Here is a 24241-nt window from a genome sequence, read left to right as displayed (position 1 = left end):
GAGATGATTGCCTCTGTGTAAATGTTTATTGGCTAACCCATTGAATTCGAACGAATAGCTTAATAAAAAATATATTTTGCATGATAATACACAGGGCAATAAAAATATCAATTTGAAGTATGAGATATTGTGGAAGTTAATTAATTTTTCATAAATCGCTTGACAACGTTCTTATAGATGTATAAATAATCATGTCTTTTGCCGACACTTTAACATTTAATGGCGATTTGGATTAACACAGGATTAAGAGGATAATATGCCGACCATAAACCAGTTAGTCAGGAACGGTAGGAAACAAATCGAGAAGAAAAGTAATACGCCAGCGCTGAAAGGCGCACCGCAAAAAAGAGGCGTGTGTACCAGGGTTTATACGACGACTCCTAAAAAACCGAACTCGGCATTGCGCAAGGTTGCCAGGGTCAGGCTGACATCCGGCGTCGAGGTTGCAGCTTATATTCCAGGGATTGGACATAATCTTCAGGAGCATTCGGTTGTAATGGTAAGAGGTGGTCGAGTTAAGGATTTGCCGGGTGTCAGATATCATATCGTCAGGGGGACATTGGATACCTTGGGGGTTGAAGACCGTAAGCAGAGCAGATCCAAGTACGGGTCCAAAAAGCCTAAATAACCTGTATGTACTCAGATAGAATATAAAATCAGGAGTAGAACGAATAAAAACGGGGAAATGGTGTAAGCTATGCCAAGAAGAAGAGAAATCACTGAGCGACCGATAGCGCCTGATGCCAAATATAACAGCAAGATGGTCACGAGATTTGTTAAATGTATAATGCGGGATGGCAAGAAAAGTCTTGCAGAATCGATAATATACGAGTCTTTTGACATAATGGAGAACAAGACAAAAGAATCGGTTGTCAAACTTTTTGAGACTGCCGTGGACAACGTGAGGCCGTTGATTGAGGTTAAGTCGCGTCGAGTTGGCGGATCTACGTATCAGGTTCCAACAGAAATTCGAACATCCCGCAGAACGGCGCTTGCCATAAGGTGGATCATTGGCTTTGCGCGCAAGCGTTCGGAAAAAACCATGGCGCAGAAACTGGCGGGTGAATTCATGGATGCGGCAAACAGCAGAGGGGCTTCTGTTAAAAAGAAAGAAGATACCCACAAAATGGCTGATGCGAACAAGGCATTTGCTCATTTCAGATGGTAACGATACGGTCCTGTGTGTAATTTGTTTTAAGCAGGTGCGGCAAAACTCATAGTTATATTTCTATTCCGGAGGCTGGAGTTTACAGTGTCTATTGACAGCTTCGGATGAAGAAAGATAGGTATAGATCCCGCGATAAGGGGAGGGAAGAAAAATGGCGAAGGCAAAGTATGAGCGGAAAAAGCCTCATGTGAATGTGGGTACCATCGGTCATATCGATCATGGGAAGACGACCTTGACGGCAGCAATTACAAAGCATATGGGCTTGAAGGGGATGGCGGATTTTATTTCGTTTGATCAGATTGATAAGGCGCCTGAAGAAAGAGCCCGGGGCATAACGATTGCGACCGCGCATGTTGAATATGAAACTGAAAAACGGCACTATGCGCACGTCGACTGTCCGGGCCATGCTGACTATATCAAGAATATGATCACCGGAGCCGCTCAGATGGACGGAGCCATACTGGTGGTTGGCGCTGATGACGGACCGATGCCGCAGACCCGGGAGCATATATTGCTGGCTCGCCAGGTCGGTGTTCCCCGGATCGTTGTGTTTTTGAACAAATGCGATATGGTCGATGATGAAGAGTTGATTGAGCTGGTTGAGCTTGAGATGCGAGAGCTTCTGGACAAGTATGATTTTCCGGGAGATGATACTCCGATTATTCGCGGCAGCGCATTGAAGGCACTGGAGAGCGATGATGCCGACAGCGATGCGGCCAAATGCATATTCCAGTTGATGGATGCAATCGACAACTATATTCCTGCGCCGGAACGCGATGTTGACAAACCTTTTTTGATGCCGATTGAAGATGTGTTCAGCATATCCGGACGAGGGACAGTGGTCACCGGCCGTGTTGATCGGGGGATTATCAAGGTCGGAGAAGATGTGGAGATCGTTGGAATCAGGCCGACTGTCAAGACGGTATGTACCGGAGTGGAGATGTTCCGCAAACTTCTGGATGAGGGACAGGCCGGAGACAACATTGGTGTCCTGCTTCGGGGGACCAAGAGAGAAGAGGTTGAGCGCGGGCAGGTAGTAGCCAAGCCCGGATCGATTACACCTCACACGAGGTTCAAGGCAGAGACATATATTTTGAGTAAAGAAGAGGGCGGACGCCACACGCCGTTTTTCAATGGATACCGTCCGCAGTTTTATTTCCGTACAACGGATGTAACCGGAGTGATCACGTTGCCGGATGGGGTTGAGATGGTAATGCCTGGTGATAATGTATCGATTTTGGCTGAGCTCATTACTCCGATTGCAATGGAAAAAGAACTTCGGTTTGCAATCAGAGAAGGTGGCCGGACCGTCGGTGCTGGTGTTGTAAGTGAAATCCTTGAGTAATAGGAAAGATTGAAGTCATGATAATGAATTCAAAAATCAGAATAAGGCTGAGAGCATATGATAATAAACTGCTGGATCAGTCTGCTGTAGATATCTATGATACGGCAAGTAAAAGTGGAGCAAAGGTAGTTGGGCCGATACCTCTGCCTACGAAGATAAATAAGTTTTGTGTCTTACGATCTCCCCATGTTGACAAGAAATCCAGAGAACAGTTTGAAGTAAGAACACATAAACGGCTTTTGGATATTTTGGATCCAACTCAGCAGACTGTCGATGCATTAATGAAATTGGATCTTTCTCCTGGAGTGGATGTGGAAATTAAACTGTAAGATGGGGAAAAGAGAATATCATGTGTAAAGGACTGATAGCAAAAAAAAGGGGGATGACTCGAATATTCACCCCGGATGGAATATGTTTACCCGTAACTGTGGTCCAGGTCGGGCCATGTGTTGTCACCCAGATAAAAACGGAATTAACAGACGGGTACAATGCGTTACAATTGGGATTTGGAGAGAAAAAAGAATCAAGAACCAACAAGCCGACAAAAGGGCATCTGGAAAAAAGCGGTTTAAAATCCGCCAAAGTGCTTCGAGAGATGTCGGTTGAGAACCCGGATGAGTACAGCCTGGGACAAGAGATTTCTCTTGATATCTTCAAAATTGGTGATTTTGTCGATGTAGCAGGCATATCTAAGGGCCGCGGTTTTTCAGGTGTCATCAAGCGCCATGGATTTCATCGCGGACCAATGGGGCACGGCGGGCACAGTAAACGTACACCCGGATCGGTTGGTATGTGCGCGTGGCCGGCGAAAATTCTCAAAGGGAAAAAGATGCCTGGTCATTATGGTCAAAGTAAGAATACGATTCGAAATTTGGAAATAGTAGATATCAGATCAGATCAAAATCTTATTCTGCTTAAAGGTGCTGTCCCGGGAGCCCGCTCTGGAATCCTTTCCATTTTGAAAAAATAGTAGAGTATGGGATAATTTTAGAGATATCTATTTTGAGATCAGAGAAAATATTTGAGGATAATTATGGCTGTCGTAGATGTGCATAATAAAGCAGGCGAAAAGGTTTCACAGGTCGAGTTGTCTGATGACATTTTCAATGTGCTCGTGAGACAGAGCATTCTGCATGAGGTTGTCAGGATGCAGTTGGCAAAAAGACGTTCCGGAACAGCTTCAGTAAAAGGACGTTCGGACGTTAAGGGCAGCACACGGAAATTGTTTCGTCAGAAGGGAACAGGGCGGGCCAGAAGAGGTGATATAAAAGCACCCGGGTTAAGAGGCGGGGGCGTCGTGTTTGGTCCCACACCCAGATCCTATGCGTTTAATATTCCAAAGAAAGTACGAAGACTAGCGCTTAAGATGGCTTTAAGTACTAAATTGCAGGAAAAACAGATATCGATTCTGGATAATTTTGATCTTGATAAAATCAAGACCAAAGAATTCCTTGATGTACTCAATGCCCTGAGCCTGGAAAAAGTGTTGATAGTCACGGATAAAAAGAACGAAAACCTCGAATTGTCTTCACGAAATGTTCCTGATGTTAAAGTGCTCAGGAGTGAAGGGTTAAATGTATATGATCTTTTGAAATATGAAAAATTAATTCTGGTTGAGCCATCTATTAAAGATATTGAAGGGAGGCTTCTCGCATGATGCAGTTTGATGTTATTAAGAGGCCTTTGATTACCGAAAAGACCAGTATTCAAAAAGAAACATTTAATCAGCTTTCATTTGAAGTAGACCGCCGAGCCAATAGAGTGGATATCCATCGTGCCATTGAAGGCATATTTAATGTAAGGGTTAAAAATGTAAGAACGATCCAAGTTAAGGGCAAGGTGAAAAGTAGAGGTCGAATTCTCGGTAAGCGAAGAGATTGGAAAAAAGCAATCGTGACATTAATGCCTGGAGAACGTATCGATTTTTTTGAAGGCGTATAAGCACTGGGGGCATAGATAATGGCTGTTAAAAGAGTAAATGCTACATCTTCTGGGCGAAGATTTCAAACTTTTTCGGATTTCCAGGAGATAACAACAGATAAGCCGGAAAAAAGTTTATTGAGGACAATAAAAAAGACCGGTGGACGTAATGCGAATGGGCGAATTACCTGTCGGCATCGCGGTGGTGGAAATAAGCGCCATTACAGACTGATCGATTTTAAGCGGGATAAGATCGGGATAGCGGCAACAGTCGCAACCATAGAATATGATCCGAATCGATCCGCGCGAATTGCCCTTGTGCATTATGCAGATGGAGAGAAGAGATATATTCTGGCGCCAATGAATCTTTCGGTAAATGATATCATTATGTCTGGACCTGATGCGGATATTAAGCCCGGAAATGCATTGCCGTTAAGAAATATTCCGCTGGGAACCTATATTCATAATGTTGAGCTTAGAGTCGGAAAGGGCGCTCAGATTGTCAGAAGTGCCGGCACGTTTGCACAGCTTATGGCCAAAGAAGATCGCTATGCTTTAATAAAACTGCCCTCAGGTGAGGTCAGAATGATATTGCTCAATTGCAAAGCAACGATCGGGCAGCTGGGAAATGTTATCCATGAAAACATTTCTCTTGGAAAGGCCGGACGTAAAAGATGGTTGGGTAAACGACCGAAAGTAAGAGGCGTTGCGATGAATCCGGTCGATCACCCGATGGGCGGTGGTGAAGGAAGGTCATCTGGCGGCCGGCATCCATGCTCGCCATGGGGTATGCCGAGTAAAGGATACAGGACTCGCAAAAACAAACGAAGTGATCGATACATTGTCAAAAAAAGGACAGCATAATAGCGCATGCGTTCGATAAACTTGGCAAGGTGACTTTAAGATGCAGGAGAAGATATGCCACGGTCGTTAAAAAAAGGTCCATATATTGAACCCAAATTAATGAACAAAGTAATAGAAACTCAGGAAAAGCGTTTGAACAGAGTTATAAAAACCTGGTCCAGACGTTCGACAATAGTTCCTGAGATGGTGGGGATAACACTGGCAGTTCATAACGGAAAAAAGTTTATACCGGTATTCGTGTCCGAAAACATGGTTGGGCATAAACTCGGTGAGTTTTCACCCACGCGGACATTTTATGGCCATGCCGGAGATAAAAAACTTAAAAAGAAGTGATTAAAGAATAAAAGGGAAACCTAAAATGGAGATCAAAGCAGTATCCAAATACCAACGCATTTCTCCTCAAAAAGTTCAAAAGCTCGTTCAAGCCGTGAAGGGTAAGCCTGTAGGAGTCGGTATCAATACACTCAAGTTTATGCCGCAAAAGGCTGCGGGGATGATGAATAAACTGATTCACTCGGCGGTAGCCAATGCAGATCAGAAGGCAGACATTGATGTAGACACTCTCGTGATAAAAAATATTTTTGTCGACCAGGGGCCTACCTTGAAAAGGTTTAGAGCAAGAGCAAGAGGCAGAGGTACCCGAATTTTAAAGAGAAGTGCTCATATAACCGTCATTTTGGCTGAAGATACGTTGTAGCAAAGGAGGTAAAAGTTTGGGCCAGAAAGTAAATCCGATAGGATTGAGATTGAGAATTGTAAAAACCTGGGAATCTCGCTGGTACGCAGGTAAGAAATATGCCGATTATATTTTGGAAGATTTTAATATCCGAAAATTCATAAAAAAGAAATTTTATCATGCCGGGATCTCTAAGATAGAAATAGAACGATCGGCCAAGCGAATAAGGCTCCGAATTTTTACCGCCAGACCGGGAATCATTATTGGGAAAAAAGGTGCTGAAATAGCGCAGCTTAAAAAAGAGCTTGTAAAAATGATTTCACATGAAGTAATGATCGACATTCAGGAAGTCAGAAAACCTGAGGTCGACGCTCAACTGGTTGCTGAAAATGTTGCGTTGCAGATCGTACGACGGGTAGCCTTCAGAAGAGCAATGAAGCGTGGTGTAACTTCAGCAATGCGGTTTGGTGCCAAGGGAATAAAAATAATCTGCTCAGGCAGACTGGGCGGCGCAGAGATGGCTAGAACAGAATGGTATCATGAAGGCAGAGTTCCGCTACACACCCTGCGGGCTGATATAGATTACGGTTTTATTGAAGCCCATACGACATACGGTCTCATCGGTGTTAAAGTGTTTATATTTAACGGCGAAATTTTAAAGTCTGAACCAATTGGAATCGGAAGTTAATCACCCGACAGGAGAGACAGGACATGCTGAGTCCAAAGAAGGTCAAATATCGTAAACAACAAAAAGGAAGAATGAAAGGGGCCTCAAAACGGGGAACGGCCCTGAATTTTGGAGAATACGGGCTACAGGCAGTCGCATGCGGGCGAATCACTAATAAAGAAATTGAGGCAGCTCGTATTGCCATGACCCGTCATGTAAAAAGAGGCGGGAAAATGTGGATACGTATTTTCCCGGACACCCCTTATACGAAAAAACCGGCAGAAGTCAGAATGGGTAAGGGAAAAGGCGCTCCAGAGGGATGGGTTGCCATCATACGACCTGGAAGAATTCTATATGAGATGGAAGGTGTCTCTAGAGAGTTGGCCTTAGAAGCGTTACGGCTTGCTTCTCACAAACTTTCGATTAAAACACGCTTTATTGAGAGGAGTGAGATATAATGAAAGCAAGCGAATTCAGACAGCTGAGTGTCGATGAATTGAATTTGAAACATAAAGAGATGAAAGAGGAATTGTTTAATCTCCGCTTTCAGCATGAAGTTGGTCAGCTTGAAAACAGCAGCAGACTGATGCATACAAAACGGGATATAGCACGTATTCAAACTGTTATTAATGAAAAAAATATAGAATTGAGACAGTTATGAAAAAAAGAGGAATGAAACGACAGCTGCTCGGAATAGTAGTCAGTAATAAAATGGATAAATCAGTAACTGTCCTCGTAGAGAGGATAGTTAAACATCCGCTTTATCAAAAGTACGTCCGGCGACGTTCAAAATTTGCGGCTCATGATACCATCAATGAATGCCAAATTGGGGATAAGGTTATCATTTCTGAATCCCGGCCTATCAGTAAAACGAAAAATTGGCGAGTCAGTAAAATAGTTGAAAAAGCGGTGTAAATAAAGGAAGCGAACGATGATTCAGGCAGAAACAAGAATGACTGTGGCAGACAATTCAGGAGCTAAAGTGCTTTATTGTATTAAAGTTCTTGGCGGCTCCAGAAGACGGTATGCTAGCGTCGGCGATATAGTTGTCGTTACCGTTAAAGAAGTAATACCGAATGCCAAGGTTAAAAAAGGTGATGTCTTAAAGGCCGTAGTAGTTCGAACCAAGAAAGAACTCAGAAGGCCTGATGGATCATATATCCGGTTTGATGATAATTCAGCGGTATTAATTAATGCGCAGAAAGAACCTATTGGTACCCGTATATTTGGACCTGTAGCCAGGGAGCTTAGAGCAAAACGATTCATGAAAATCGTATCTTTGGCTCCTGAAGTATTATAAATAAACGTCTGCCCTGTGGAGAAACGGTACATGGCTAGAGAAAAGTGTTTGATAAAAAAAGAAGATAAAGTTAAAGTAATTACCGGTAAAGACAGCGGAAAAATCGGTAAAATATTAAAAATTGATAATAAAACCAAACGTATCGTCGTTGAAAAAATAAATTTGGTTAAAAAGCACATGAAACCTAATGCGCAAAATAGGCAGGGTGGAATTATCGAAAAAGAGGCTCCTATTCATAGATCAAATATCATGTTGATGTGTAATAAATGCATGACCCCTGTTCGCATCAAAATGCAGATCCTGGATGACGGAAAAAAAATTCGTATGTGCAGTAAGTGCAACGAACCAATAGATGCGTAGGGTTTTGTGAAGGAGAAAAGGAATGTCTCAATATAAAGCCATTTACGAGAGCGAAATTATTCCTAAGCTTATCGAAAGGTTTCATTATAAAAACCTACATCAGGTCCCTAAGCTTGAGAAAATCGTGTTGAATATGGGCTTGGGTGAAGCAATTCACAATATCAAATTGCTTGATTCGGCTTCTGAAGAGCTCAAAATGATTTCAGGTCAGAAACCTGTCATCACGCGGGCAAAAAAATCGATTGCCGCATTCAAGCTCAGGGAAGGTATGCCTATCGGCTGTTGTGTAACCCTCAGACGTAACCGGATGTATGATTTTTATAATAAACTGGTTAATATTGCTCTTCCGCGAGTTAGAGATTTTAAGGGCGTTTCTGGAAAAGCATTTGATGGGCACGGGAACTATTCTCTGGGAATTAAAGAAGAAATTATATTCCCTGAAATAGATTATGATCAGCTCGATAAAATTAAAGGGTTAAATATTACCATTGTAACCACTGCCAGAACAGATGAAGAAGGCAAAGAGCTCCTGAAATTGTTGGGGATGCCCTATAGAAATTAAAAGTGTTATTTTATAAAATTATTTAAATATTAAAGAAATAACGCTAACCAGATAAAACGGTTTAGTCCAGTCGATTGGCAACACAAATAAGGAGGATCTTTTGGCAAAGACAGCGCTTCGAATGAAGGCCAACAGTACGCCAAAGTTTAAAGTCAGAGCATATAATCGATGTCCCATGTGCGGAAGGCCCAGAGCATTTATAAGAAAATTTGGGATTTGTCGAATTTGTTTTCGAACACTTGCGTCAGAAGGTAAGCTTCCCGGTGTAATAAAATCAAGCTGGTAACAAAATCCTCTGATGAGATTCATATTTATAAAGTCGAAAACTCAATTAAGTTAATGGAGAAGACAACATGGCTATGAGTGATCCAATTGCGGACTTGTTGACTCGTATAAGAAATGCAGCTAAGGCAAAACATGCCAGTGTCGATATTCCGGGATCAAATCTTAAGGTTAATCTGGCCAAAGTTTTAAAAAACGAGGGCTACATAAAAAACTTTAAGTTTGTGAAAGATGATAAACAGGGAATATTACGGGTCTATTTAAAATACGATAAGAACAACAACAGCGCATTTATTGGAATGAAACGAATGAGCAAGCCCAGCCGAAGGCAATATTTTAAAAGTAAAAAAATAAAATCCGTTTTAAACGGGATGGGCATTGCAATTTTATCTACTTCAGCAGGTATTATAACCGATACAGAAGCCAGGAAAACTAATATCGGTGGTGAGATTCTGTGTAATGTATGGTAGCATGAGGAGAAACCCATGTCTCGGATAGGCAAAAAACCGATATCTATTCCAGATAATGTAAAAATATCCTACAAGGACAGGTTTTTGACTGTTCAGGGGGAAAAGGGAAAAATGTCCCGAACAATACATCCGTTTATAGATTTAAATATTAATCAAGATGTATTGTTGGTCGTTATGGAGAAAAAGGATCGAATCAATAATGCGATGCAGGGATTGACGCGATCTTTGGTATTTAACATGATTAACGGTGTCAGTAAGGGGTTTGAGCGTATACTCCAGATTAATGGAATTGGATATCGTGCTGAAATCAGTGGCAATTCCATTGTATTTAATATAGGGTATTCAAATCCGGTGACCTTTTCAATTCCTGAAGGGATTACGGCAACAATTGATAGAAATACGATTATCAAATTGGCAGGTATTGATAAAGAGTTGCTCGGTCAGACCGCTGCATCAATTCGTCGGCTGAGACCCCCGGAACCCTACAAGGGAAAAGGGATAAAGTTCGCTGAAGAATTTATACAGCGAAAAGCAGGAAAAACTGGTACAAAATAGTCATATTTTAAAAAAATGTGAAAACATATAAGGATGTTGAATCAATGGCATCGACAAATCCAAAAGCGCAAGCGCGTTTAAAACGGAAAATACGAATTCGAAAAAGACTTCTTGGAACACAGCAACGCCCTCGTTTATCTGTATTTAGAAGCTCAAAGCATATCTATGCCCAGATAATAGACGATGTAAAGGGCAATACACTGGTTGCTGCATCGACGACCGAGCCGGAAATTAAAGGCCAGCTTACGCAAAGCGGGAAAATAGTCGATGCTGTTGCAATCGGTAAACTTGTTGCCCAGCGAGCTGTTGAAAAGGGTATCACCAAAGTAGTTTTTGACCGTAATGGTTTTTTATATCACGGACGTGTTAAAGCACTTTCAGATGGTGCACGTGAAGGCGGTTTGTTATTTTGAGACATTCAAAACATGGAGGATAACCTTTGTTCAAGTATGATACAGACGAAAGTCAATTAATTGACAAAGTCGTGCACATTAACCGTGTCGCCAAAGTGGTCAAAGGGGGTCGACGATTCAGCTTTAGTGCAATTGTTGTTGTCGGAGACGGAAACGGTGCAATTGGATGTGGATTGGGAAAAGCAGGTGAAGTACCTGAAGCCATCCGTAAAGGGGTGGAAAAAGCCAAAAAAAATATGGTAAATATTGCTTTAAATTCAGGAACTATCCCCTACCAGGTCCTCGGAAAGTATGGAGCTGGAAAAGTACTGCTTAAACCGGCATCCGAGGGAACCGGACTCATAGCCGGTGGTGCTGTCCGCGCGGTGCTTGAGGCAGCGGGGGTTCAGAATATTTTAACCAAATGCATGGGATCACATAATCCGCACAATGTGGTTAAGGCAACAATATCGGGATTGCAACAACTTCAGAGCCGTGAAGCGGTTGCGTTACGTCGTGGGAAAAGACCTGAAGACCTTTAATGGGGTTATACATATGTCTGAGAAATTGAAAGTAACATTAGTAAAAAGCATGATTGGAAGACCTGAGAAACATCGTAAGGTGCTCAGAGGGATGGGCCTGACAAAGATGAACAGAACGGTCGAACTTGAAAATACACCCTCAATTCGGGGGATGATTCATACGGTATCCCATTTAGTTAAGATTGAGGAGAACCTTTATGAAGCTTAATGATTTGTCTCCAGCTTTAGGATCACGAAAGTCCAGAAAACGTTTAGGACGCGGGGTAGGCTCGGGTACCGGAAAAACCGCAGGAAAAGGATCGAAAGGTTATAATGCCCGTTCCGGCGGTGGTGTCAGACCCGGTTATGAAGGCGGTCAGATGCCAATCCATCGTCGGCTCCCGAAACGAGGGTTTACGAATATATTCAAAAAACAGATGGCTGTCATTAATATTCGTGATTTGTCAATTTTCGAAATCGGGTCGGTTATCACAGAAGCTGAACTCGTCCGAAAAGGACTGGTTAAAAGCCGAAGAGATGGTATTAAATTACTGTCCGAAGGAGAAATCCAACACCCGCTCACTATCCAAATCCACCAGGTCAGTGAAAATGCAAGAAAAAAGATAGAACTTGCCGGTGGTAAAATAGAGGTTGCCTAATATGGCCGGTACCGGGATTCAGAATTTATTCAAAATACCTGAATTAAAAAAACGTATCATCGTAACGTGTGTATTGTTGGCTGTATACAGAGTTGGTGTTCATGTACCTACTCCCGGTATTGATGCTATGGCGTTGGCTTCCTTTTTTGCTAAGGCAAAGGGTACGCTTCTGGGATTGTTCGACATGTTTTCCGGGGGGGCCCTGACGCAATTGTCTGTTTTTGCCTTGGGTATCATGCCCTACATCAGTGCTTCCATTATCCTGCAGTTGCTGACGGTTGTTATCCCATATCTGGAAAGACTTTCAAAAGAGGGCGAACAGGGAAGAAAGAAAATAACCCAGTATACGCGATATGGAACGGTTATCCTCAGTATTATACAAGGGCTTGGAATCAGTGTCGGGCTTGAAAGCATGACATCGCCCGGAGGGGCTGCGATTGTAATGGTTCCCGGATGGTCCTTTCGTATAATGACCGTTATTACGCTTACCGCAGGTACTGCTTTTATCATGTGGCTTGGTGAACAAATCACCGAGAGAGGAATTGGCAACGGAATATCACTGATTATATTTGCCGGCATTGTTGCCAGAATGCCCAATGCTATCGGGAATTCGTTTCAGCTGGTATCCACTGGCGAAATATCAATTTTCCTTCTGATCGTAATAGGAATAATGATGGTAGCTGTCATTGGGGCCATCATTTTTGTAGAACAGGGACAACGACGTATACAGGTGCAATATGCAAAGCGGGTTGTCGGCCGCCGAATGTATGGCGGACAAAGTACGCATCTGCCTTTAAAAATAAATACTTCCGGGGTCATACCACCTATTTTTGCTTCATCTATTATAATGTTTCCTGCTACGGTGGCAAGTTTTATAAAAATACCGTGGATGCAGAGTATCGCTGCTCAGATGATGCCCGGAAAATTCTTTTATGAATTATTATTTGTCGGCTTTATTTTCTTCTTCTGTTATTTTTATACAGCTGTCACGTTTAATCCCACTGATGTCGCTGACAACATGAAGAAATACGGCGGCTACATTCCTGGGATTCGTCCGGGCAAACGAACAGCAGATTATATTGATAGAGTGTTGACCCGAATTACATTAGGTGGTGCCATTTATGTTTCAGCCGTCTGTGTACTGCCCTCTGTTCTGATCAGCAAATTCAGCGTTCCTTTTTATTTTGGCGGTACCGCATTATTGATTGTTGTAGGCGTTGCGTTGGACACGATGTCACAGATAGAATCCCATATGCTTACCAGACATTATGATGGATTTTTGAAAAAAGGCGGATCGGGAAGACTTAGAGGCCGCTGACATTCGACTCAAATTTATAACGCCGCCAGAATATTCCCGGACGGTTGAATGGAAAAAAATAATGGAGACATTAAATAAATGGCTAAAGAAGAGCCGATTATAGTGCAGGGCGTAGTAGCTGAAACATTGCCCAATGCAATGTTTAAAGTAGAACTGGAAAATAAACATCAAATACTTGCCCATATATCTGGAAAAATGAGGATGCATTTTATAAAAATACTCCCCGGTGATAAGGTGACGGTTGAGTTGTCCCCGTATGATCTTTCTCGTGGCAGGATAACATATCGATCCAAATAAAATCCGGACACATAAATTGCCAAATCATTATTTAATCCGAACAGACACGATTCATCAGGAGCATTTACAATGAAAGTCAGATCATCTGTTAAAAAGATATGCAGCAAATGCAAAATTATCCGAAGAAAAGGTGTAGTTAGAGTTATCTGTGATAATAAACGACATAAACAGAGGCAAGGATAGAGGAGGACATACCGTTGGCAAGAATTGCGGGCGTTGATTTACCTAAAAATAAACGGATTGAGGTTGGGCTTACCTATATATATGGTATTGGCTCTACGGCTTCCAAGCGAATACTTGATCAACTGAAAATAAATCCTGATACCAAAACCGATGATTTAACGCAGGATGAGATCAATGATATTCGTAAAATAATAGATGATGAATACAAAGTTGAAGGTGAGCTTCGCAGTGAAGTTTCGATGAATATTAAACGGTTAATGGACCTTGGTTGCTATCGTGGCCTCCGGCACAGAAAATCTCTGCCTGTTCATGGACAAAGAACCAGCACGAATGCCAGAACTCGCAAAGGTCCTAAACGTTCGGCTGTAAAGAAAAAAGTCGGAGCTGCAAAGAAATAATTAAGGAAAAACAGGAACGTTAAATATGCCAAAAAAAACGCGAGTTAAACGAAAAGAGAAAAAAAATATATCAAATGGTGTCGTTCATATTCAATCTACATTCAACAATACGATTGTAACCATTACTGATCCGGCAGGAAATGTAGTTTCCTGGTCCAGTTCCGGAGTTCAGGGGTTCAAAGGATCCCGGAAAAGTACGCCATTCGCTGCGCAGATGACAGCTCAGGATGCTGCTAAAAAGGCAATGGAACATGGGATGAAAAATGTCGAAATATATGTCAAGGGACCGGGCGGAGGCAGAGAATCGGCATTAAGATCCCTTCAGGCCGCCGGTTTTAACGTGGTCATGATTAAGGATGTAACTCCTATACCGCATAACGGATGCCGGCCACCCAAAAAACGCAGAGTTTAATATTTAAAATATTCTGTTAGTGGTCCTTATCGAGTTGCGTTCAAAGGGGGATTAAAGGAGGAAAATTTGGCACGATATATTGGTTCGGTATGCCGTATATGCCGACGTGAAAATGAGAAGCTCTTTCTTAAAGGGGATCGGTGTTATTCCGATAAGTGCGGTTTTGATCGGCGCAGTTATGCACCGGGCGAGCAGGGGCAGCGCCGAAAGGGAAAAGACTCTGATTATGGAATACAGTTGCGCGAAAAGCAGAAAGTGAAGCGAATGTATGGCCTTTCGGAAAAGCAGTTCAGACTTTTTTTTAGACGGGCTGAGCAACAGAAAGGTATTACAGGAACTCATCTGCTGATACTTTTGGAACGACGCCTGGACAATGTCCTTTATCGTCTTGGATTTGTTAGTTCACGCAGTCAGGGCAGACAACTTGCCAGACACAATCATATTACAGTCAATGGGAAAAAAGTTAACATTCCTTCATACTTAATTAAGCAAGGCGATGTGGTTGAAATCAGAGAAAAAAGCCGGAATATTCAGGCGTTTAATGAAGCCCTTGACGCTGTGGTAAGAAGAGGTTTGCCGCAGTGGTTGGAATTGGAAAAACAAAATTATAAGGGTATCGTTAAAGCTTATCCTGTGCGGGAAGATATCACCACGCCAATTCAGGAACAGCAAATTGTTGAGCTTTATTCTAAATAATTTTGAAAAACGTTTCTGAATGTTCAAACCACATAAAAATAATTATTCAGAAGTATATTTACGTTTTTTTTGTAAATATCTGGAGATTCTATAATGTCATCAAATGAACTTATGTATATTAACTGGCAACAAATGATTAAGCCAGAAAAGGTTCAAGTTGAGAGCAACCCGAACTACGGCAAGTTCGTTTGTGAACCTCTTGAAAGAGGATTCGGCATAACTATTGGAAATTCCTTAAGACGAAGCATTCTGTCATCATTGCACGGCGCCGCGATTGTCTCAGTTAAATTTGATTCTGTCATGCATGAATTCAACTCTATTCCTGGCGTTATCGAAGATGTTACAGAAATCATATTGAATTTAAAAGACGTTAGGTTGAAAATTTCAGATCCAGATCCTAAAACCATTTATATTGATGTTTTAGAGGAAAGAAAAGTCCTTGCAGCAGATATTTTCAGTGAAGACGGTAAAGTCGAAGTCTTGAATCCTGATCAGTATATTGCCACGGTGACGGGTAACGGGACCCTTAAAATGTCCATGACAGTTAAACTCGGTAAAGGATATTCACTGGCTGAGGCAAATAAAGATGATAATGCATCCATTGGAACAATACCGATCGATGCAGTTTTTTCTCCCATTAAACGTGTCAATTACGTAGTGGGCAATGCCCGGGTGGGACAGCGGACCGATTACGATAAGCTGACACTGGAGGTTTGGACTGATGGCAGCATTATGCCTGAGGATGCTGTCGCTTATGCGGCAAAAATTTTAAAGGAACACCTGACAATTTTCATCAATTTTGATGAAAAATCTGAGCCCGAACTTGAAAGAAAATTAGATGACGAACAAAAACCAAAGTTCAATGAGAACTTATACCGAAGTGTAGATGAATTGGAACTTTCGGTTCGGAGTGCAAACTGTCTTAAGAATGCTGATATACACAAAATCTATCAACTGGTAAGTAAAACTGAATCAGAAATGCTCAAGACTAAGAATTTCGGAAGAAAATCATTGAATGAGATTAAAGAAGTACTTACCGAAATGGGACTTTCTCTTGGAATGAAGATTGAAGGTTTCATACCTCCTGTTGAGGATATAGAGGAAGGAGAGTAAGCGATCCTATGAGACATCGTAAAGCTGGAGTCAAATTAAATAGAACTGGCAGTCACAGAAATGCCATGTTCCGAAATATGGTTACATCATTGTTTAAATATGATCGAATCCGGACAACCGATCCCAAGGCTAAAGAGTTGAGACGTTGGGCGGATCATCTGATTACGCTGGCAAAACGGGGCGATCTTCATGCTATACGTCAGGCGTTGTCGATTGTAAGGGAAAAACAAGTTGTGTATAAACTTTTCGATGAAGCGGGCGAACGGTTTGGAACAAATTCCGGTGGGTATACGCGTATCATAAAAATTGGTAAGAGACCTGGTGATGCCGCCAGTATGTCGTTGATCGAATTGGTCGGTGAGTCCGTAAAAGTGAAAAAAGTTTTAAAAAAGACAGAAAAATTGGTCGAGAAAGATAAAACTCAAGATCAGGAATCATCGGCTGCTCTTTCTGAGTCCGGGCCTGAACAAAATGAGTAGATACTGACTCGATATTTACCTGATGATAAAAAAGTCCTGTCCTGATATGGCAGGATTTTTTTTTAGAGAAAAACCACGTGCTATAACTCCCTGTTTGTGTTGCAAGGTTTTTTTGAAATTATTGGCGCTGTTTCCAAAATTTATAGTTGTGCGTTCTTACGGTAATTTTTTTATTAATTCAGATCACTTCCTCAGAAGATTTTTCACGATGGGTATCCGCCAGTTCGTTTTCAGGTTCTGATGAACGTCGGAAAGTTAAAGGGGCTTTCTCATCTTAAGAGGAATTTACACTACTTTTGCTTTACAAAATTATGATTTTGAATTTGTGTTACGATTGCCTCTGGGTGAAAATAAACGGCATTTTGCGCCGGAACTGATGGCGACCTCAATTGAAGGCAATCGTTTGCTTTTGAACTTCATGGCTTTGCACCCGTGGGGGAAATGCTGTTGCCAGGTTACATAATAAAATTTACAATTATAACAATTAATATGTGCTTGCACTGTCATGATTGCCGGAATATATATAATTAATATGGTAATATTTTACGTTTTCCCTATCCCATGTTTTGTCTTTGCGCATCATTGACTATAAGTCAATGCAAGGGCAGGGTGCCTTACTCGATTCACTATGCCTTGAGTTTCTCATTTTGTTTTTTCCGCCGGGGTTTATTGATAGCGGATTCAGCACAATAGATAGAATGATGATACGGGTATTGAATGAACGATTTTCTTAAATCTTATATAATGAGAATAAAATAAATTCCAATATATTTTTGCAATATCGTTATCAATGATATCCTGTTTTTGAGTTATACCCGCTCCTGATAGATAATCTGCATTTTATATCTTATCAATTCATATGGCTTATACTGACTGAAGATAGAAAATAATCTTTGATTTTTTTTCGAACGAAAATTAATTGAATTTATAGTCGTTGCAACTGCCAGAAATAGCAATTAATGCTTGTTTTCGAGGAGAAATGAAATTACGTGAAGCTGTAAGTCAGATTTTTAAATTAAGTTAAGCTATACGAAAGAATAATCATTTTGCAGTGCTCGACCCCGTTGCGCTTATGGGTTGTGAGAAATTTTGATGCCAATTGGCAATTACGATGGTTAATTCTTATGAAACCTGATTTTCAAAAAGTATTGGTTACCGGTGGCGCCGGATTTATCGGGTCTCATCTTGTTGATGCGCTTCTTTCAGCAGGCTGTGAGGTCCGCGTTTTGGATAATCTTTCTACCGGAAAGCTTTCAAATTTGTGCAAAGTTCATTCTCATATCAATTTTCTGCATGGGGATATCCGGGACAGTGAAATGGTTCTCAGAGCCGTTGATAAATGCGAAGTGATCTTTCATCAGGCAGCCGTCGTTTCCGTGCCTCAGACAGTTGAACAACCGGTTGGATCCGCTATGGTGAATGAACTGGGAACGTTGAATATTTTAGAAGCTGCCCGGAACGCCGGTGTTAAACGGGTGATTATTGCCAGTTCGTGCGCTGTTTACGGCGACAGTCCGGAACTTCCCAAACATGAATCCATGATCCCCAACCCGCTGAGTCCGTATGCAGTACAAAAGCTTACCGGAGAATATTACGCTCGTCTTTACCATCAATTGTACGGTCTGGAAACGGTGTGCCTCCGTTATTTTAACGTGTATGGCCCTCGGCAGGACCCAACCTCTCCTTATTCCGGAGTGATATCCATATTTTTGAACAAAGCGGTTTTAAATCAAGGCCCGGTTATTTATGGGGACGGAAATCAATCCCGGGATTTCGTTTTTGTTGGGGATGTGGTTCATGCCAATATCCTGGCGGCATCCTGCACCGGAATCATTGCGCAACCATTTAATGTTGGCACCGGAAAAAATGTACGGATTAACCGGTTATGGGAGATGATCGCCCGGTTATCGCATGTTAATATAAGTGCCGATTACCGATCCTGGAGATCCGGTGATATTAATGAATCAGTTGCAGATATTTCCCGATCTAAAAATATACTTAAATTTGTGCCCGCTTATTCATTTGAAGACGGGCTTCGCTTGACATGGCAATGGTACAACAGTGCCCAGAGAAAAATATGAACGAACTGGAAAATCCCGGTTTGAAGCGTTATACGAAGGCTGGCTCCGAGGCAACGTTCGGAGGGTATCAAACAAATAGTCAGGTCTCGCGCAAAAATGACTCCGCATAATAAGCGCCGATGCCTCTTGTATGGGCTTTGTTCCGAAAGCGCTGCATCTGCTGGATATCCCTCTGTGTCAGGATAGATGTCGCCTCGACACTTAAAATTGTGAACTTGTTTTTGTGCGAACCCTTAGAGGTAATATGATATGTCATTGAATTATCAAACCGTTTTAGTGACGGGCGCAGCCGGATTTATCGGTTCCCATCTGTCAAAAAAGCTGTTGGAAAAGGGCTTTCAGGTAACGGGAATTGATAATCTTAACGCCTACTATGACGTGGCTCTTAAAAAAGACAGGCTGGCGTTTCTTGAACCTTTTTCGTTGTTTTCATTTCATCAAATCGATTTGACCAATCGGGAAGCTTTGCGCCGTCTGTTTGAGCAGCATCAATTTGATGTGGTGGTCAATCTGGCTGCTCAGGCAGGGGTTAGATATTCGTTGGAAAATCCATATGCCTATGTCGATTCAAACATCACGGGGTTTGTTAACCTGCTTGAATGCTGTCGATACAGTCATATAAAGCATCTGGTGTTTGCCTCTTCAAGCTCTGTGTATGGTGCCAATACCAGAATGCCGTTTTCGGTGCATGATAATGTGGATCATCCGGTATCCCTCTATGCTGCGACCAAAAAAGCCAATGAACTTATGGCTCATACGTACAGCCATCTTTTTGGCCTCCCCTGCACCGGGCTAAGGTTTTTTACCGTTTACGGCCCATGGGGCCGGCCGGATATGGCTCTTTTCATGTTTACGCGGGCCATATTGGAAGAAAAACCGATCAAGGTATTTAATTATGGGAAAATGAAACGGGATTTTACCTATATCGACGATATCATCGGGGGGGTCGTCAAAACCATGGATCATATCCCTCAGCCCGATACAATGTGGGACAGTAATGAACCCGATCCAGGAACATCCTATGTGCCATATCGAATTTACAATATAGGTAATAATAGGCCGGTTCAGCTGATTCGATTTATTGAAGTCATTGAAAACGCGTTGGGAAAACAGGCCCGAAAAGAGTTTCTCGATCTTCAGCCCGGGGATGTTATAGACACATATGCTGAGATAGATGATTTTGTGCGCGATATCGGATTTAAGCCCGAAACACCTATTGAAACCGGGATCAGCCGTTTTGTCGACTGGTATAAAAGCTATTATGGATATTGATTGGCTTGTATCCGTAAATGGCCTTTTCAAAGTCTGGAAACAGGGTGTATCCATCTTTTTAAAGCCGAATTTATGGCCGGGTACTGATGGGTGGCATGCATTCGTAATCATGCTTGCTGCCGTTGTATCCCAAAGCGAGTGATGTCTGCTGGCCGGCAGCTGGTGGCTATTGAAGCGATGCGGATAAATACATCCCATGATTTTTCCGGAGGGCCCGGGATCTGCTCAATAATGGTTTCGATTGAACCCGATGCCCAAAGGTTTATAACATGATTGATTATTTTGCCTGACGGGTTGTCTGGTTTGATTCAATGTCGCATGAAAATGTGAAGGCGATGCCGGTTGTCGAGTCTCAACGTGCTGTTATTCCCGCAATGCTGTTGAGCGGGAATCCAGGATCTTTGCTCGATTCACGATAAAAACATTCGGCCATGACGATAACGATAAATGGTACTTTTGAAAAGCCAGAGTCCCTTATCCATAGGCCCATAAATTTCATGTCAGGAAAGTACAAGGAGAATTAAATGAAACTTACCATCATAGGTACAGGATATGTGGGTATCGTTACCGGTACAGGATTTGCTAATCTCGGAAATGATGTAATCTGTCTTGATGTAGACAGGGAAAAAATTCAACACCTGGCAGACGGGGAGTTGACCATATATGAGCCCGGCCTTGAAGAGATATTTCAACGGAATGTGAAAGGGGGACGGCTCCGGTTCACAACGGATCCAATGAAAGCCATTGAGGAATCCGATGTTATTTTTATCTGTGTGGGGACTCCGACCGATCATTTTCTCAATGCCGATTTGACGGCGGTAAAGGCTGCTGCCCGTAATATCGGTCTGTTTATGAAAACTTATAAAGTTATCGTCAATAAAAGTACCGTGCCGGTGGGAACAGCCGACCTGGTCCGACAGATTATTCTCGAGAATCTTAAATCAGATACCACATTTGATGTGGTGTCAAATCCTGAATTTTTGAGAGAAGGAGCGGCTGTAAAGGATTTTGAGAATCCGGATCGAATTGTAATCGGCACTGACAGCAAACGTGCTGAGGAGTTAATGATTTCATTATATGCCTCCGTCGTCAGGATAGGCAGGCCGATTATGGTTACCAGCATCGCCAGTGCTGAGTTGATTAAATATGCCAGCAATGCCATGCTCGCAACCCGAATCAGTTTTATGAATCAGTTGGCGCTGTTATGTGAAAAAACAGGTGCAGACATTAAAGAGGTGGCTAAAGGCCTTGGACTGGACAGTCGAATCGGTCCCCGATTTCTTCAGGCCGGCATTGGCTATGGTGGCAGCTGCTTTCCTAAAGATGTGCAAGCGCTGATTTCGACGCTGAAACATTTTGATTGCGATAGTGATCTGTTTGAGGCCGTCCATCGGATTAACGAAAAACAAAAAACCGTCGTGGTAGAAAAAATCAAATCGGTATTGGAAATTGATCAAAGCAAAATTGCCGTATGGGGCATTTCTTTTAAGCCTAAAACCGATGATATCCGTGAAGCGCCTTCCATTGAAATTATAAACAATCTGCAGGCGCTTGGCGCAACAATTCACGCATATGATCCGATTGCCATGGATAATGCCCGCAAAGTGCTAAGAGACGTGGTTTTTTTCGAGAATCCATATGAAACGATTCAAGGATGTGACGCATTGATCGTCGGTACTGAATGGGATGAGTTCAGAAGCCTTGATATGCGGGCGGTTAAAGTGCTGCTCAGAAAACCGATTATAGTGGATGGAAGAAATATTTATGGTCCAGAAGAATTAAAAAAACTCGGGTTCACCTATTTAGGCATCGGGCGATGATAAGTCGGGGACTGACTTGTCGAAAAACTGGTTGATCAATCCGGCGGCGGGATGATGTTCAACTCACTGATTTTATAAAGCAATGTTTTGTAACTTATTTTCAGTATCCTGGAGGCCTTGCTGCGATTCCAGCCGGTTTGGGAAAGAACATGGGCGATAATTTTCTTTTCGATTTTATCCATGGCCTTTTTTTTGGTTTTTTTTAGAGAAAATGAGCCGTTGGCTGAGATATCATTTCCTTCGGCGTATGGCAGCATGTCGTCCATCAGAAGAAAATTTTCAAAAGATCCTCTGGGTGAAGCACAACCGGGTTCCGGATTTGATGATGTATCATGTAAGAACAGCTCATCGATAATTTCATCCCAGTTTTGTATGACCATCAGTCTTTTAAGAATATTCTGAAGTTCTCTCACATTGCCGGGCCAGGGGTATGACTCGAGTTTTTCAAAAATGTAAGCCGGAGGAACGACAATATCCTTTTTATCAAACTGGGAGGTATACTTTTCCATATAAAACTTTATTAGCGATGGAATATCTTCAGGCCTTTGTCGAAGAGGGGGAATGTGTATATTGATGATATTCAGACGATAATATAGATCTTCTCTGAACGTGCCCTCCTTGATGCTTTTGTCAAGCCGATGATTCGTAGCTGCGATGACCCAGCTATCGGTCCGGGTTTCTTTTTCGGAGCCCAATGGGGAAAACTCTCCGTTCTGGAGCACATGGAGCAGTTTGGCCTGAAGCGGAAGGGACATATCGCCGATTTCGTCCAGGAATAAGATCCCGTCGTTGGCCAGTTCAAATTTGCCTCTTTTTTTACGTCCGGCTCCGGTAAAGGCCCCTTGTTCATATCCGAAAAGCTCACTTTCCAATAATCCTTCCGGCAATGCCGCACAATTGATTTTTATAAAGGCTTTCCCCCGCCTGGAGGAATTAAAATACAGGGCGTGTGCGACCACTTCCTTGCCGACACCACTTTCTCCGGTAATAACGATATTTAGGCCCGTATCGGCAACATGTCGAATCAGATCTCGTACACGTTCGATGCTTTTGCTTACACCGATTAAAGGAGGTGAGTAAGAATCCATAGCATAGCTGATTGATTTTATAAGTTATGGGTTATTGAAAAATGTTTCAGAGTATAACGCCTTTAGCTCAAAATGAATCTGATCCTGTTTGAGCAACTATGGCCAGGGCGTTTTTGAAATTTGCAGCGGTTTCCGGCAACGCTCTTTAAGCGCCTCAGGATCGAATAAATTTAACGATTTCGCAGTGTGTTTCTAACTGATATAAAAGGCCACCACAAAACGGCGTCCAACCGGTGTTTATGGCCCCTGGTATTGAATTTTGGCAGGGGGTGTATATCGCGTTTTTATCCGACTTTGTGGATCGGTAATATCACTGTCAGGATTTTCGCCTTGAAATAAGAGCTGTGATACATTTATCTAACTCAGCAAGTTCGAATGGCTTTTCCAGGACTAAATCGGCATGAACTTCAGCCGCCAGCGCTTCGGGGTGTTCGCCCCAACCTGTTATGGCGATGACAGGAAGATTCGGGGCGTTTTTTTTGGCGATAGAAATAATACCGAAGCCACTGATATTTGGCATGATCAAATCCGTAATAATCAGATCAAACCCTTGTTTTTCCGATTCAAGAAGCTTTATTCCGTCAAGTCCGTTTGATGCCGAAATGACACAATACCCTTTTTTATGGAAATATTGGCTGAGACTATCAAGAACTTCTTCGTTATCATCAATAATCAGCAACTTGATTCCATTTGCCATGACTGCCTCGGAGCGGGGAATAATAGCATATAGGTTGAAAACAAGGTTGAAAGAAAAATTACGAAATCAGCTAATGGTTGTTGAATAAATTTTGAGAGGGGCTGCAGTTTGACAGTTTTGACAGTGTTGATCGATTAAGCAGTTGAACTAAAAAAAGAGATGGTGCCGAAGGCCGGACTTGAACCGGCACGGGCGTAGCCCACTACCCCCTCAAGATAGCGTGTCTACCAATTCCACCACTTCGGCACATTTTATAGAAGCTTAAGAGGTTTTACCGGAGGTTTGGTCCCCGGTCCCAGCCGGTGCGGCTGGTGTATTCGTATTGTTCGGGCTTTCGGGTGCTGCTTTCTGTTCGATCGGAGCAGGGGGCGTCCCTGTTATTACGGACTCACCTGTTTTGTGGCCGGACATGTAAGCCAACCCGAGCGATGTAATCATAAATACCACAGCTGCCACAGTGGTCGCCTTGGTCAAAAAGGTAGAGGCCCCCGCACTTCCAAATACCGTGTGACTAGATCCTCCTCCAAAAGCGGCGCCCATGTCCGATCCTTTTCCGGTCTGGAGCAGGACAATCAGAATAAGTGCTATGCAAACTATAATATGAATGACGACTAGAAAGATGGACATAATTTTTTTATTATTAGAA

38 protein-coding genes and 1 tRNA gene are annotated in these 24241 nt (G+C 42.5%); 35 read left to right on the top strand and 4 right to left on the bottom strand.

The window, feature by feature from the left end; translation table 11 throughout:
• The first annotated feature begins 256 nt into the window (after nucleotides 1–256).
• The 35 genes from rpsL to PHQ97_00310 all read left to right on the top strand — a co-directional run bounded on the left by rpsL (nucleotide 257) and on the right by PHQ97_00310 (nucleotide 21810).
• Nucleotides 257–628, top strand: a complete 372-nt coding sequence (gene rpsL / locus PHQ97_00480) for a 30S ribosomal protein S12 (GenBank protein ID MDD4391216.1) — start codon at nucleotides 257–259, stop codon at nucleotides 626–628.
• 69 nt (nucleotides 629–697) lie between these two features.
• Complete coding sequence (rpsG, locus tag PHQ97_00475; protein MDD4391215.1) at nucleotides 698–1168, top strand: 30S ribosomal protein S7; 471 nt, start codon at nucleotides 698–700, stop codon at nucleotides 1166–1168.
• A 151-nt stretch (nucleotides 1169–1319) separates the two neighbouring features.
• Complete coding sequence (gene tuf / locus PHQ97_00470; protein ID MDD4391214.1) at nucleotides 1320–2513, top strand: elongation factor Tu; 1194 nt, start codon at nucleotides 1320–1322, stop codon at nucleotides 2511–2513.
• Between the two features lie 23 nt (nucleotides 2514–2536).
• Nucleotides 2537–2842, top strand: coding sequence for a 30S ribosomal protein S10 (gene rpsJ, locus PHQ97_00465; GenBank protein ID MDD4391213.1), 306 nt, complete (start codon nucleotides 2537–2539; stop codon nucleotides 2840–2842).
• A 20-nt stretch (nucleotides 2843–2862) separates the two neighbouring features.
• Entirely contained in the window at nucleotides 2863–3483 is a 621-nt protein-coding gene (rplC, locus tag PHQ97_00460; protein ID MDD4391212.1) for a 50S ribosomal protein L3, read from the top strand.
• A 63-nt stretch (nucleotides 3484–3546) separates the two neighbouring features.
• Nucleotides 3547–4170, top strand: coding sequence for a 50S ribosomal protein L4 (gene rplD / locus PHQ97_00455; GenBank protein ID MDD4391211.1), 624 nt, complete (start codon nucleotides 3547–3549; stop codon nucleotides 4168–4170).
• Nucleotides 4167–4454 carry a 50S ribosomal protein L23 gene (gene rplW / locus PHQ97_00450; protein MDD4391210.1) on the top strand — a complete coding sequence of 96 codons (288 nt, stop codon included), beginning with the start codon at nucleotides 4167–4169 and terminating at the stop codon, nucleotides 4452–4454. Before rplD ends, rplW begins: the two co-directional genes overlap by 4 nt.
• A gap of 18 nt (nucleotides 4455–4472) precedes the next feature.
• Nucleotides 4473–5297, top strand: a complete 825-nt coding sequence (gene rplB / locus PHQ97_00445; protein MDD4391209.1) for a 50S ribosomal protein L2 — start codon at nucleotides 4473–4475, stop codon at nucleotides 5295–5297.
• Nucleotides 5298–5351: 54 nt separating this feature from the next.
• A complete protein-coding gene (rpsS, locus tag PHQ97_00440; protein ID MDD4391208.1) occupies nucleotides 5352–5630 on the top strand; it encodes a 30S ribosomal protein S19 in 279 nt (92 codons plus the stop codon).
• Nucleotides 5631–5655: 25 nt separating this feature from the next.
• Nucleotides 5656–5994, top strand: coding sequence for a 50S ribosomal protein L22 (gene rplV / locus PHQ97_00435; protein ID MDD4391207.1), 339 nt, complete (start codon nucleotides 5656–5658; stop codon nucleotides 5992–5994).
• 16 nt (nucleotides 5995–6010) lie between these two features.
• Nucleotides 6011–6661 carry a 30S ribosomal protein S3 gene (rpsC, locus tag PHQ97_00430; protein ID MDD4391206.1) on the top strand — a complete coding sequence of 217 codons (651 nt, stop codon included), beginning with the start codon at nucleotides 6011–6013 and terminating at the stop codon, nucleotides 6659–6661.
• A 23-nt stretch (nucleotides 6662–6684) separates the two neighbouring features.
• Nucleotides 6685–7098 carry a 50S ribosomal protein L16 gene (gene rplP / locus PHQ97_00425; GenBank protein MDD4391205.1) on the top strand — a complete coding sequence of 138 codons (414 nt, stop codon included), beginning with the start codon at nucleotides 6685–6687 and terminating at the stop codon, nucleotides 7096–7098.
• Nucleotides 7098–7301, top strand: coding sequence for a 50S ribosomal protein L29 (gene rpmC / locus PHQ97_00420; GenBank protein ID MDD4391204.1), 204 nt, complete (start codon nucleotides 7098–7100; stop codon nucleotides 7299–7301). Before rplP ends, rpmC begins: the two co-directional genes overlap by 1 nt.
• An 11-nt stretch (nucleotides 7302–7312) precedes the next feature.
• Complete coding sequence (gene rpsQ / locus PHQ97_00415; GenBank protein MDD4391203.1) at nucleotides 7313–7555, top strand: 30S ribosomal protein S17; 243 nt, start codon at nucleotides 7313–7315, stop codon at nucleotides 7553–7555.
• A 16-nt stretch (nucleotides 7556–7571) separates the two neighbouring features.
• Nucleotides 7572–7940: a 50S ribosomal protein L14 gene (gene rplN / locus PHQ97_00410; GenBank protein ID MDD4391202.1), complete on the top strand. Its 369-nt coding sequence runs from the start codon at nucleotides 7572–7574 to the stop codon at nucleotides 7938–7940.
• Between the two features lie 30 nt (nucleotides 7941–7970).
• On the top strand, nucleotides 7971–8300 hold the full coding sequence (gene rplX, locus PHQ97_00405) for a 50S ribosomal protein L24 (GenBank protein ID MDD4391201.1): 330 nt from the start codon (nucleotides 7971–7973) through the stop codon (nucleotides 8298–8300).
• A gap of 22 nt (nucleotides 8301–8322) precedes the next feature.
• Complete coding sequence (gene rplE, locus PHQ97_00400; protein MDD4391200.1) at nucleotides 8323–8862, top strand: 50S ribosomal protein L5; 540 nt, start codon at nucleotides 8323–8325, stop codon at nucleotides 8860–8862.
• 100 nt (nucleotides 8863–8962) lie between these two features.
• Nucleotides 8963–9148: a type Z 30S ribosomal protein S14 gene (locus tag PHQ97_00395; GenBank protein MDD4391199.1), complete on the top strand. Its 186-nt coding sequence runs from the start codon at nucleotides 8963–8965 to the stop codon at nucleotides 9146–9148.
• A gap of 67 nt (nucleotides 9149–9215) precedes the next feature.
• The gene (gene rpsH, locus PHQ97_00390; protein MDD4391198.1) at nucleotides 9216–9614 is read left to right on the top strand and encodes a 30S ribosomal protein S8; all 399 of its coding nucleotides are present in this window, start codon (nucleotides 9216–9218) and stop codon (nucleotides 9612–9614) included.
• Nucleotides 9615–9629: 15 nt separating this feature from the next.
• A complete protein-coding gene (gene rplF, locus PHQ97_00385; GenBank protein MDD4391197.1) occupies nucleotides 9630–10169 on the top strand; it encodes a 50S ribosomal protein L6 in 540 nt (179 codons plus the stop codon).
• A 44-nt stretch (nucleotides 10170–10213) separates the two neighbouring features.
• On the top strand, nucleotides 10214–10582 hold the full coding sequence (gene rplR / locus PHQ97_00380) for a 50S ribosomal protein L18 (protein MDD4391196.1): 369 nt from the start codon (nucleotides 10214–10216) through the stop codon (nucleotides 10580–10582).
• 26 nt (nucleotides 10583–10608) lie between these two features.
• Nucleotides 10609–11103 carry a 30S ribosomal protein S5 gene (gene rpsE / locus PHQ97_00375; protein ID MDD4391195.1) on the top strand — a complete coding sequence of 165 codons (495 nt, stop codon included), beginning with the start codon at nucleotides 10609–10611 and terminating at the stop codon, nucleotides 11101–11103.
• A gap of 13 nt (nucleotides 11104–11116) precedes the next feature.
• Nucleotides 11117–11311: a 50S ribosomal protein L30 gene (gene rpmD, locus PHQ97_00370; protein ID MDD4391194.1), complete on the top strand. Its 195-nt coding sequence runs from the start codon at nucleotides 11117–11119 to the stop codon at nucleotides 11309–11311.
• Complete coding sequence (gene rplO, locus PHQ97_00365) at nucleotides 11301–11741, top strand: 50S ribosomal protein L15 (GenBank protein ID MDD4391193.1); 441 nt, start codon at nucleotides 11301–11303, stop codon at nucleotides 11739–11741. Before rpmD ends, rplO begins: the two co-directional genes overlap by 11 nt.
• Before the next feature lies 1 nt (nucleotide 11742).
• Nucleotides 11743–13059 (top strand): preprotein translocase subunit SecY, encoded by a 1317-nt coding sequence (gene secY, locus PHQ97_00360; GenBank protein MDD4391192.1) that lies wholly within the window; start codon nucleotides 11743–11745, stop codon nucleotides 13057–13059.
• A 78-nt stretch (nucleotides 13060–13137) separates the two neighbouring features.
• On the top strand, nucleotides 13138–13356 hold the full coding sequence (gene infA / locus PHQ97_00355; GenBank protein MDD4391191.1) for a translation initiation factor IF-1: 219 nt from the start codon (nucleotides 13138–13140) through the stop codon (nucleotides 13354–13356).
• A gap of 69 nt (nucleotides 13357–13425) precedes the next feature.
• Complete coding sequence (gene rpmJ, locus PHQ97_00350) at nucleotides 13426–13539, top strand: 50S ribosomal protein L36 (GenBank protein ID MDD4391190.1); 114 nt, start codon at nucleotides 13426–13428, stop codon at nucleotides 13537–13539.
• A 14-nt stretch (nucleotides 13540–13553) separates the two neighbouring features.
• Nucleotides 13554–13937: a 30S ribosomal protein S13 gene (gene rpsM / locus PHQ97_00345; GenBank protein MDD4391189.1), complete on the top strand. Its 384-nt coding sequence runs from the start codon at nucleotides 13554–13556 to the stop codon at nucleotides 13935–13937.
• A gap of 25 nt (nucleotides 13938–13962) precedes the next feature.
• Nucleotides 13963–14349: a 30S ribosomal protein S11 gene (gene rpsK / locus PHQ97_00340; protein MDD4391188.1), complete on the top strand. Its 387-nt coding sequence runs from the start codon at nucleotides 13963–13965 to the stop codon at nucleotides 14347–14349.
• A 66-nt stretch (nucleotides 14350–14415) separates the two neighbouring features.
• Complete coding sequence (gene rpsD, locus PHQ97_00335) at nucleotides 14416–15045, top strand: 30S ribosomal protein S4 (GenBank protein ID MDD4391187.1); 630 nt, start codon at nucleotides 14416–14418, stop codon at nucleotides 15043–15045.
• Nucleotides 15046–15138: 93 nt separating this feature from the next.
• Nucleotides 15139–16158: a DNA-directed RNA polymerase subunit alpha gene (locus PHQ97_00330; protein MDD4391186.1), complete on the top strand. Its 1020-nt coding sequence runs from the start codon at nucleotides 15139–15141 to the stop codon at nucleotides 16156–16158.
• Nucleotides 16159–16166: 8 nt separating this feature from the next.
• Complete coding sequence (rplQ, locus tag PHQ97_00325) at nucleotides 16167–16637, top strand: 50S ribosomal protein L17 (GenBank protein ID MDD4391185.1); 471 nt, start codon at nucleotides 16167–16169, stop codon at nucleotides 16635–16637.
• A gap of 1124 nt (nucleotides 16638–17761) precedes the next feature.
• Nucleotides 17762–18718 (top strand): SDR family oxidoreductase, encoded by a 957-nt coding sequence (locus PHQ97_00320; protein ID MDD4391184.1) that lies wholly within the window; start codon nucleotides 17762–17764, stop codon nucleotides 18716–18718.
• A gap of 249 nt (nucleotides 18719–18967) precedes the next feature.
• Nucleotides 18968–19990, top strand: coding sequence for an NAD-dependent epimerase (locus tag PHQ97_00315; protein ID MDD4391183.1), 1023 nt, complete (start codon nucleotides 18968–18970; stop codon nucleotides 19988–19990).
• A 524-nt stretch (nucleotides 19991–20514) separates the two neighbouring features.
• Nucleotides 20515–21810, top strand: a complete 1296-nt coding sequence (locus PHQ97_00310) for a UDP-glucose/GDP-mannose dehydrogenase family protein (GenBank protein MDD4391182.1) — start codon at nucleotides 20515–20517, stop codon at nucleotides 21808–21810.
• 35 nt (nucleotides 21811–21845) lie between these two features.
• Here the strand turns inward: PHQ97_00310 and PHQ97_00305 are convergent, their stop codons facing one another.
• The 4 genes from PHQ97_00305 to secG all read right to left on the bottom strand — a co-directional run bounded on the left by PHQ97_00305 (nucleotide 21846) and on the right by secG (nucleotide 24222).
• A complete protein-coding gene (locus PHQ97_00305; GenBank protein MDD4391181.1) occupies nucleotides 21846–22898 on the bottom strand; it encodes a sigma-54 dependent transcriptional regulator in 1053 nt (350 codons plus the stop codon).
• A 316-nt stretch (nucleotides 22899–23214) separates the two neighbouring features.
• The gene (locus PHQ97_00300; protein ID MDD4391180.1) at nucleotides 23215–23595 is read right to left on the bottom strand and encodes a response regulator; all 381 of its coding nucleotides are present in this window, start codon (nucleotides 23593–23595) and stop codon (nucleotides 23215–23217) included.
• Between the two features lie 160 nt (nucleotides 23596–23755).
• Nucleotides 23756–23841: transfer RNA gene (locus PHQ97_00295), tRNA-Leu, on the bottom strand.
• A gap of 15 nt (nucleotides 23842–23856) precedes the next feature.
• Nucleotides 23857–24222, bottom strand: coding sequence for a preprotein translocase subunit SecG (gene secG / locus PHQ97_00290; GenBank protein MDD4391179.1), 366 nt, complete (start codon nucleotides 24220–24222; stop codon nucleotides 23857–23859).
• Between the last annotated feature and the right edge of the window lie 19 nt (nucleotides 24223–24241).

This window comes from Desulfobacterales bacterium (assembly GCA_028704555.1).
Lineage (GTDB): Bacteria > Desulfobacterota > Desulfobacteria > Desulfobacterales > JAQWFD01 > JAQWFD01.
The sequence above is the reverse complement of the archived record's forward strand: the minus strand, read 5'-3'. Positions and strand labels throughout refer to the sequence as shown.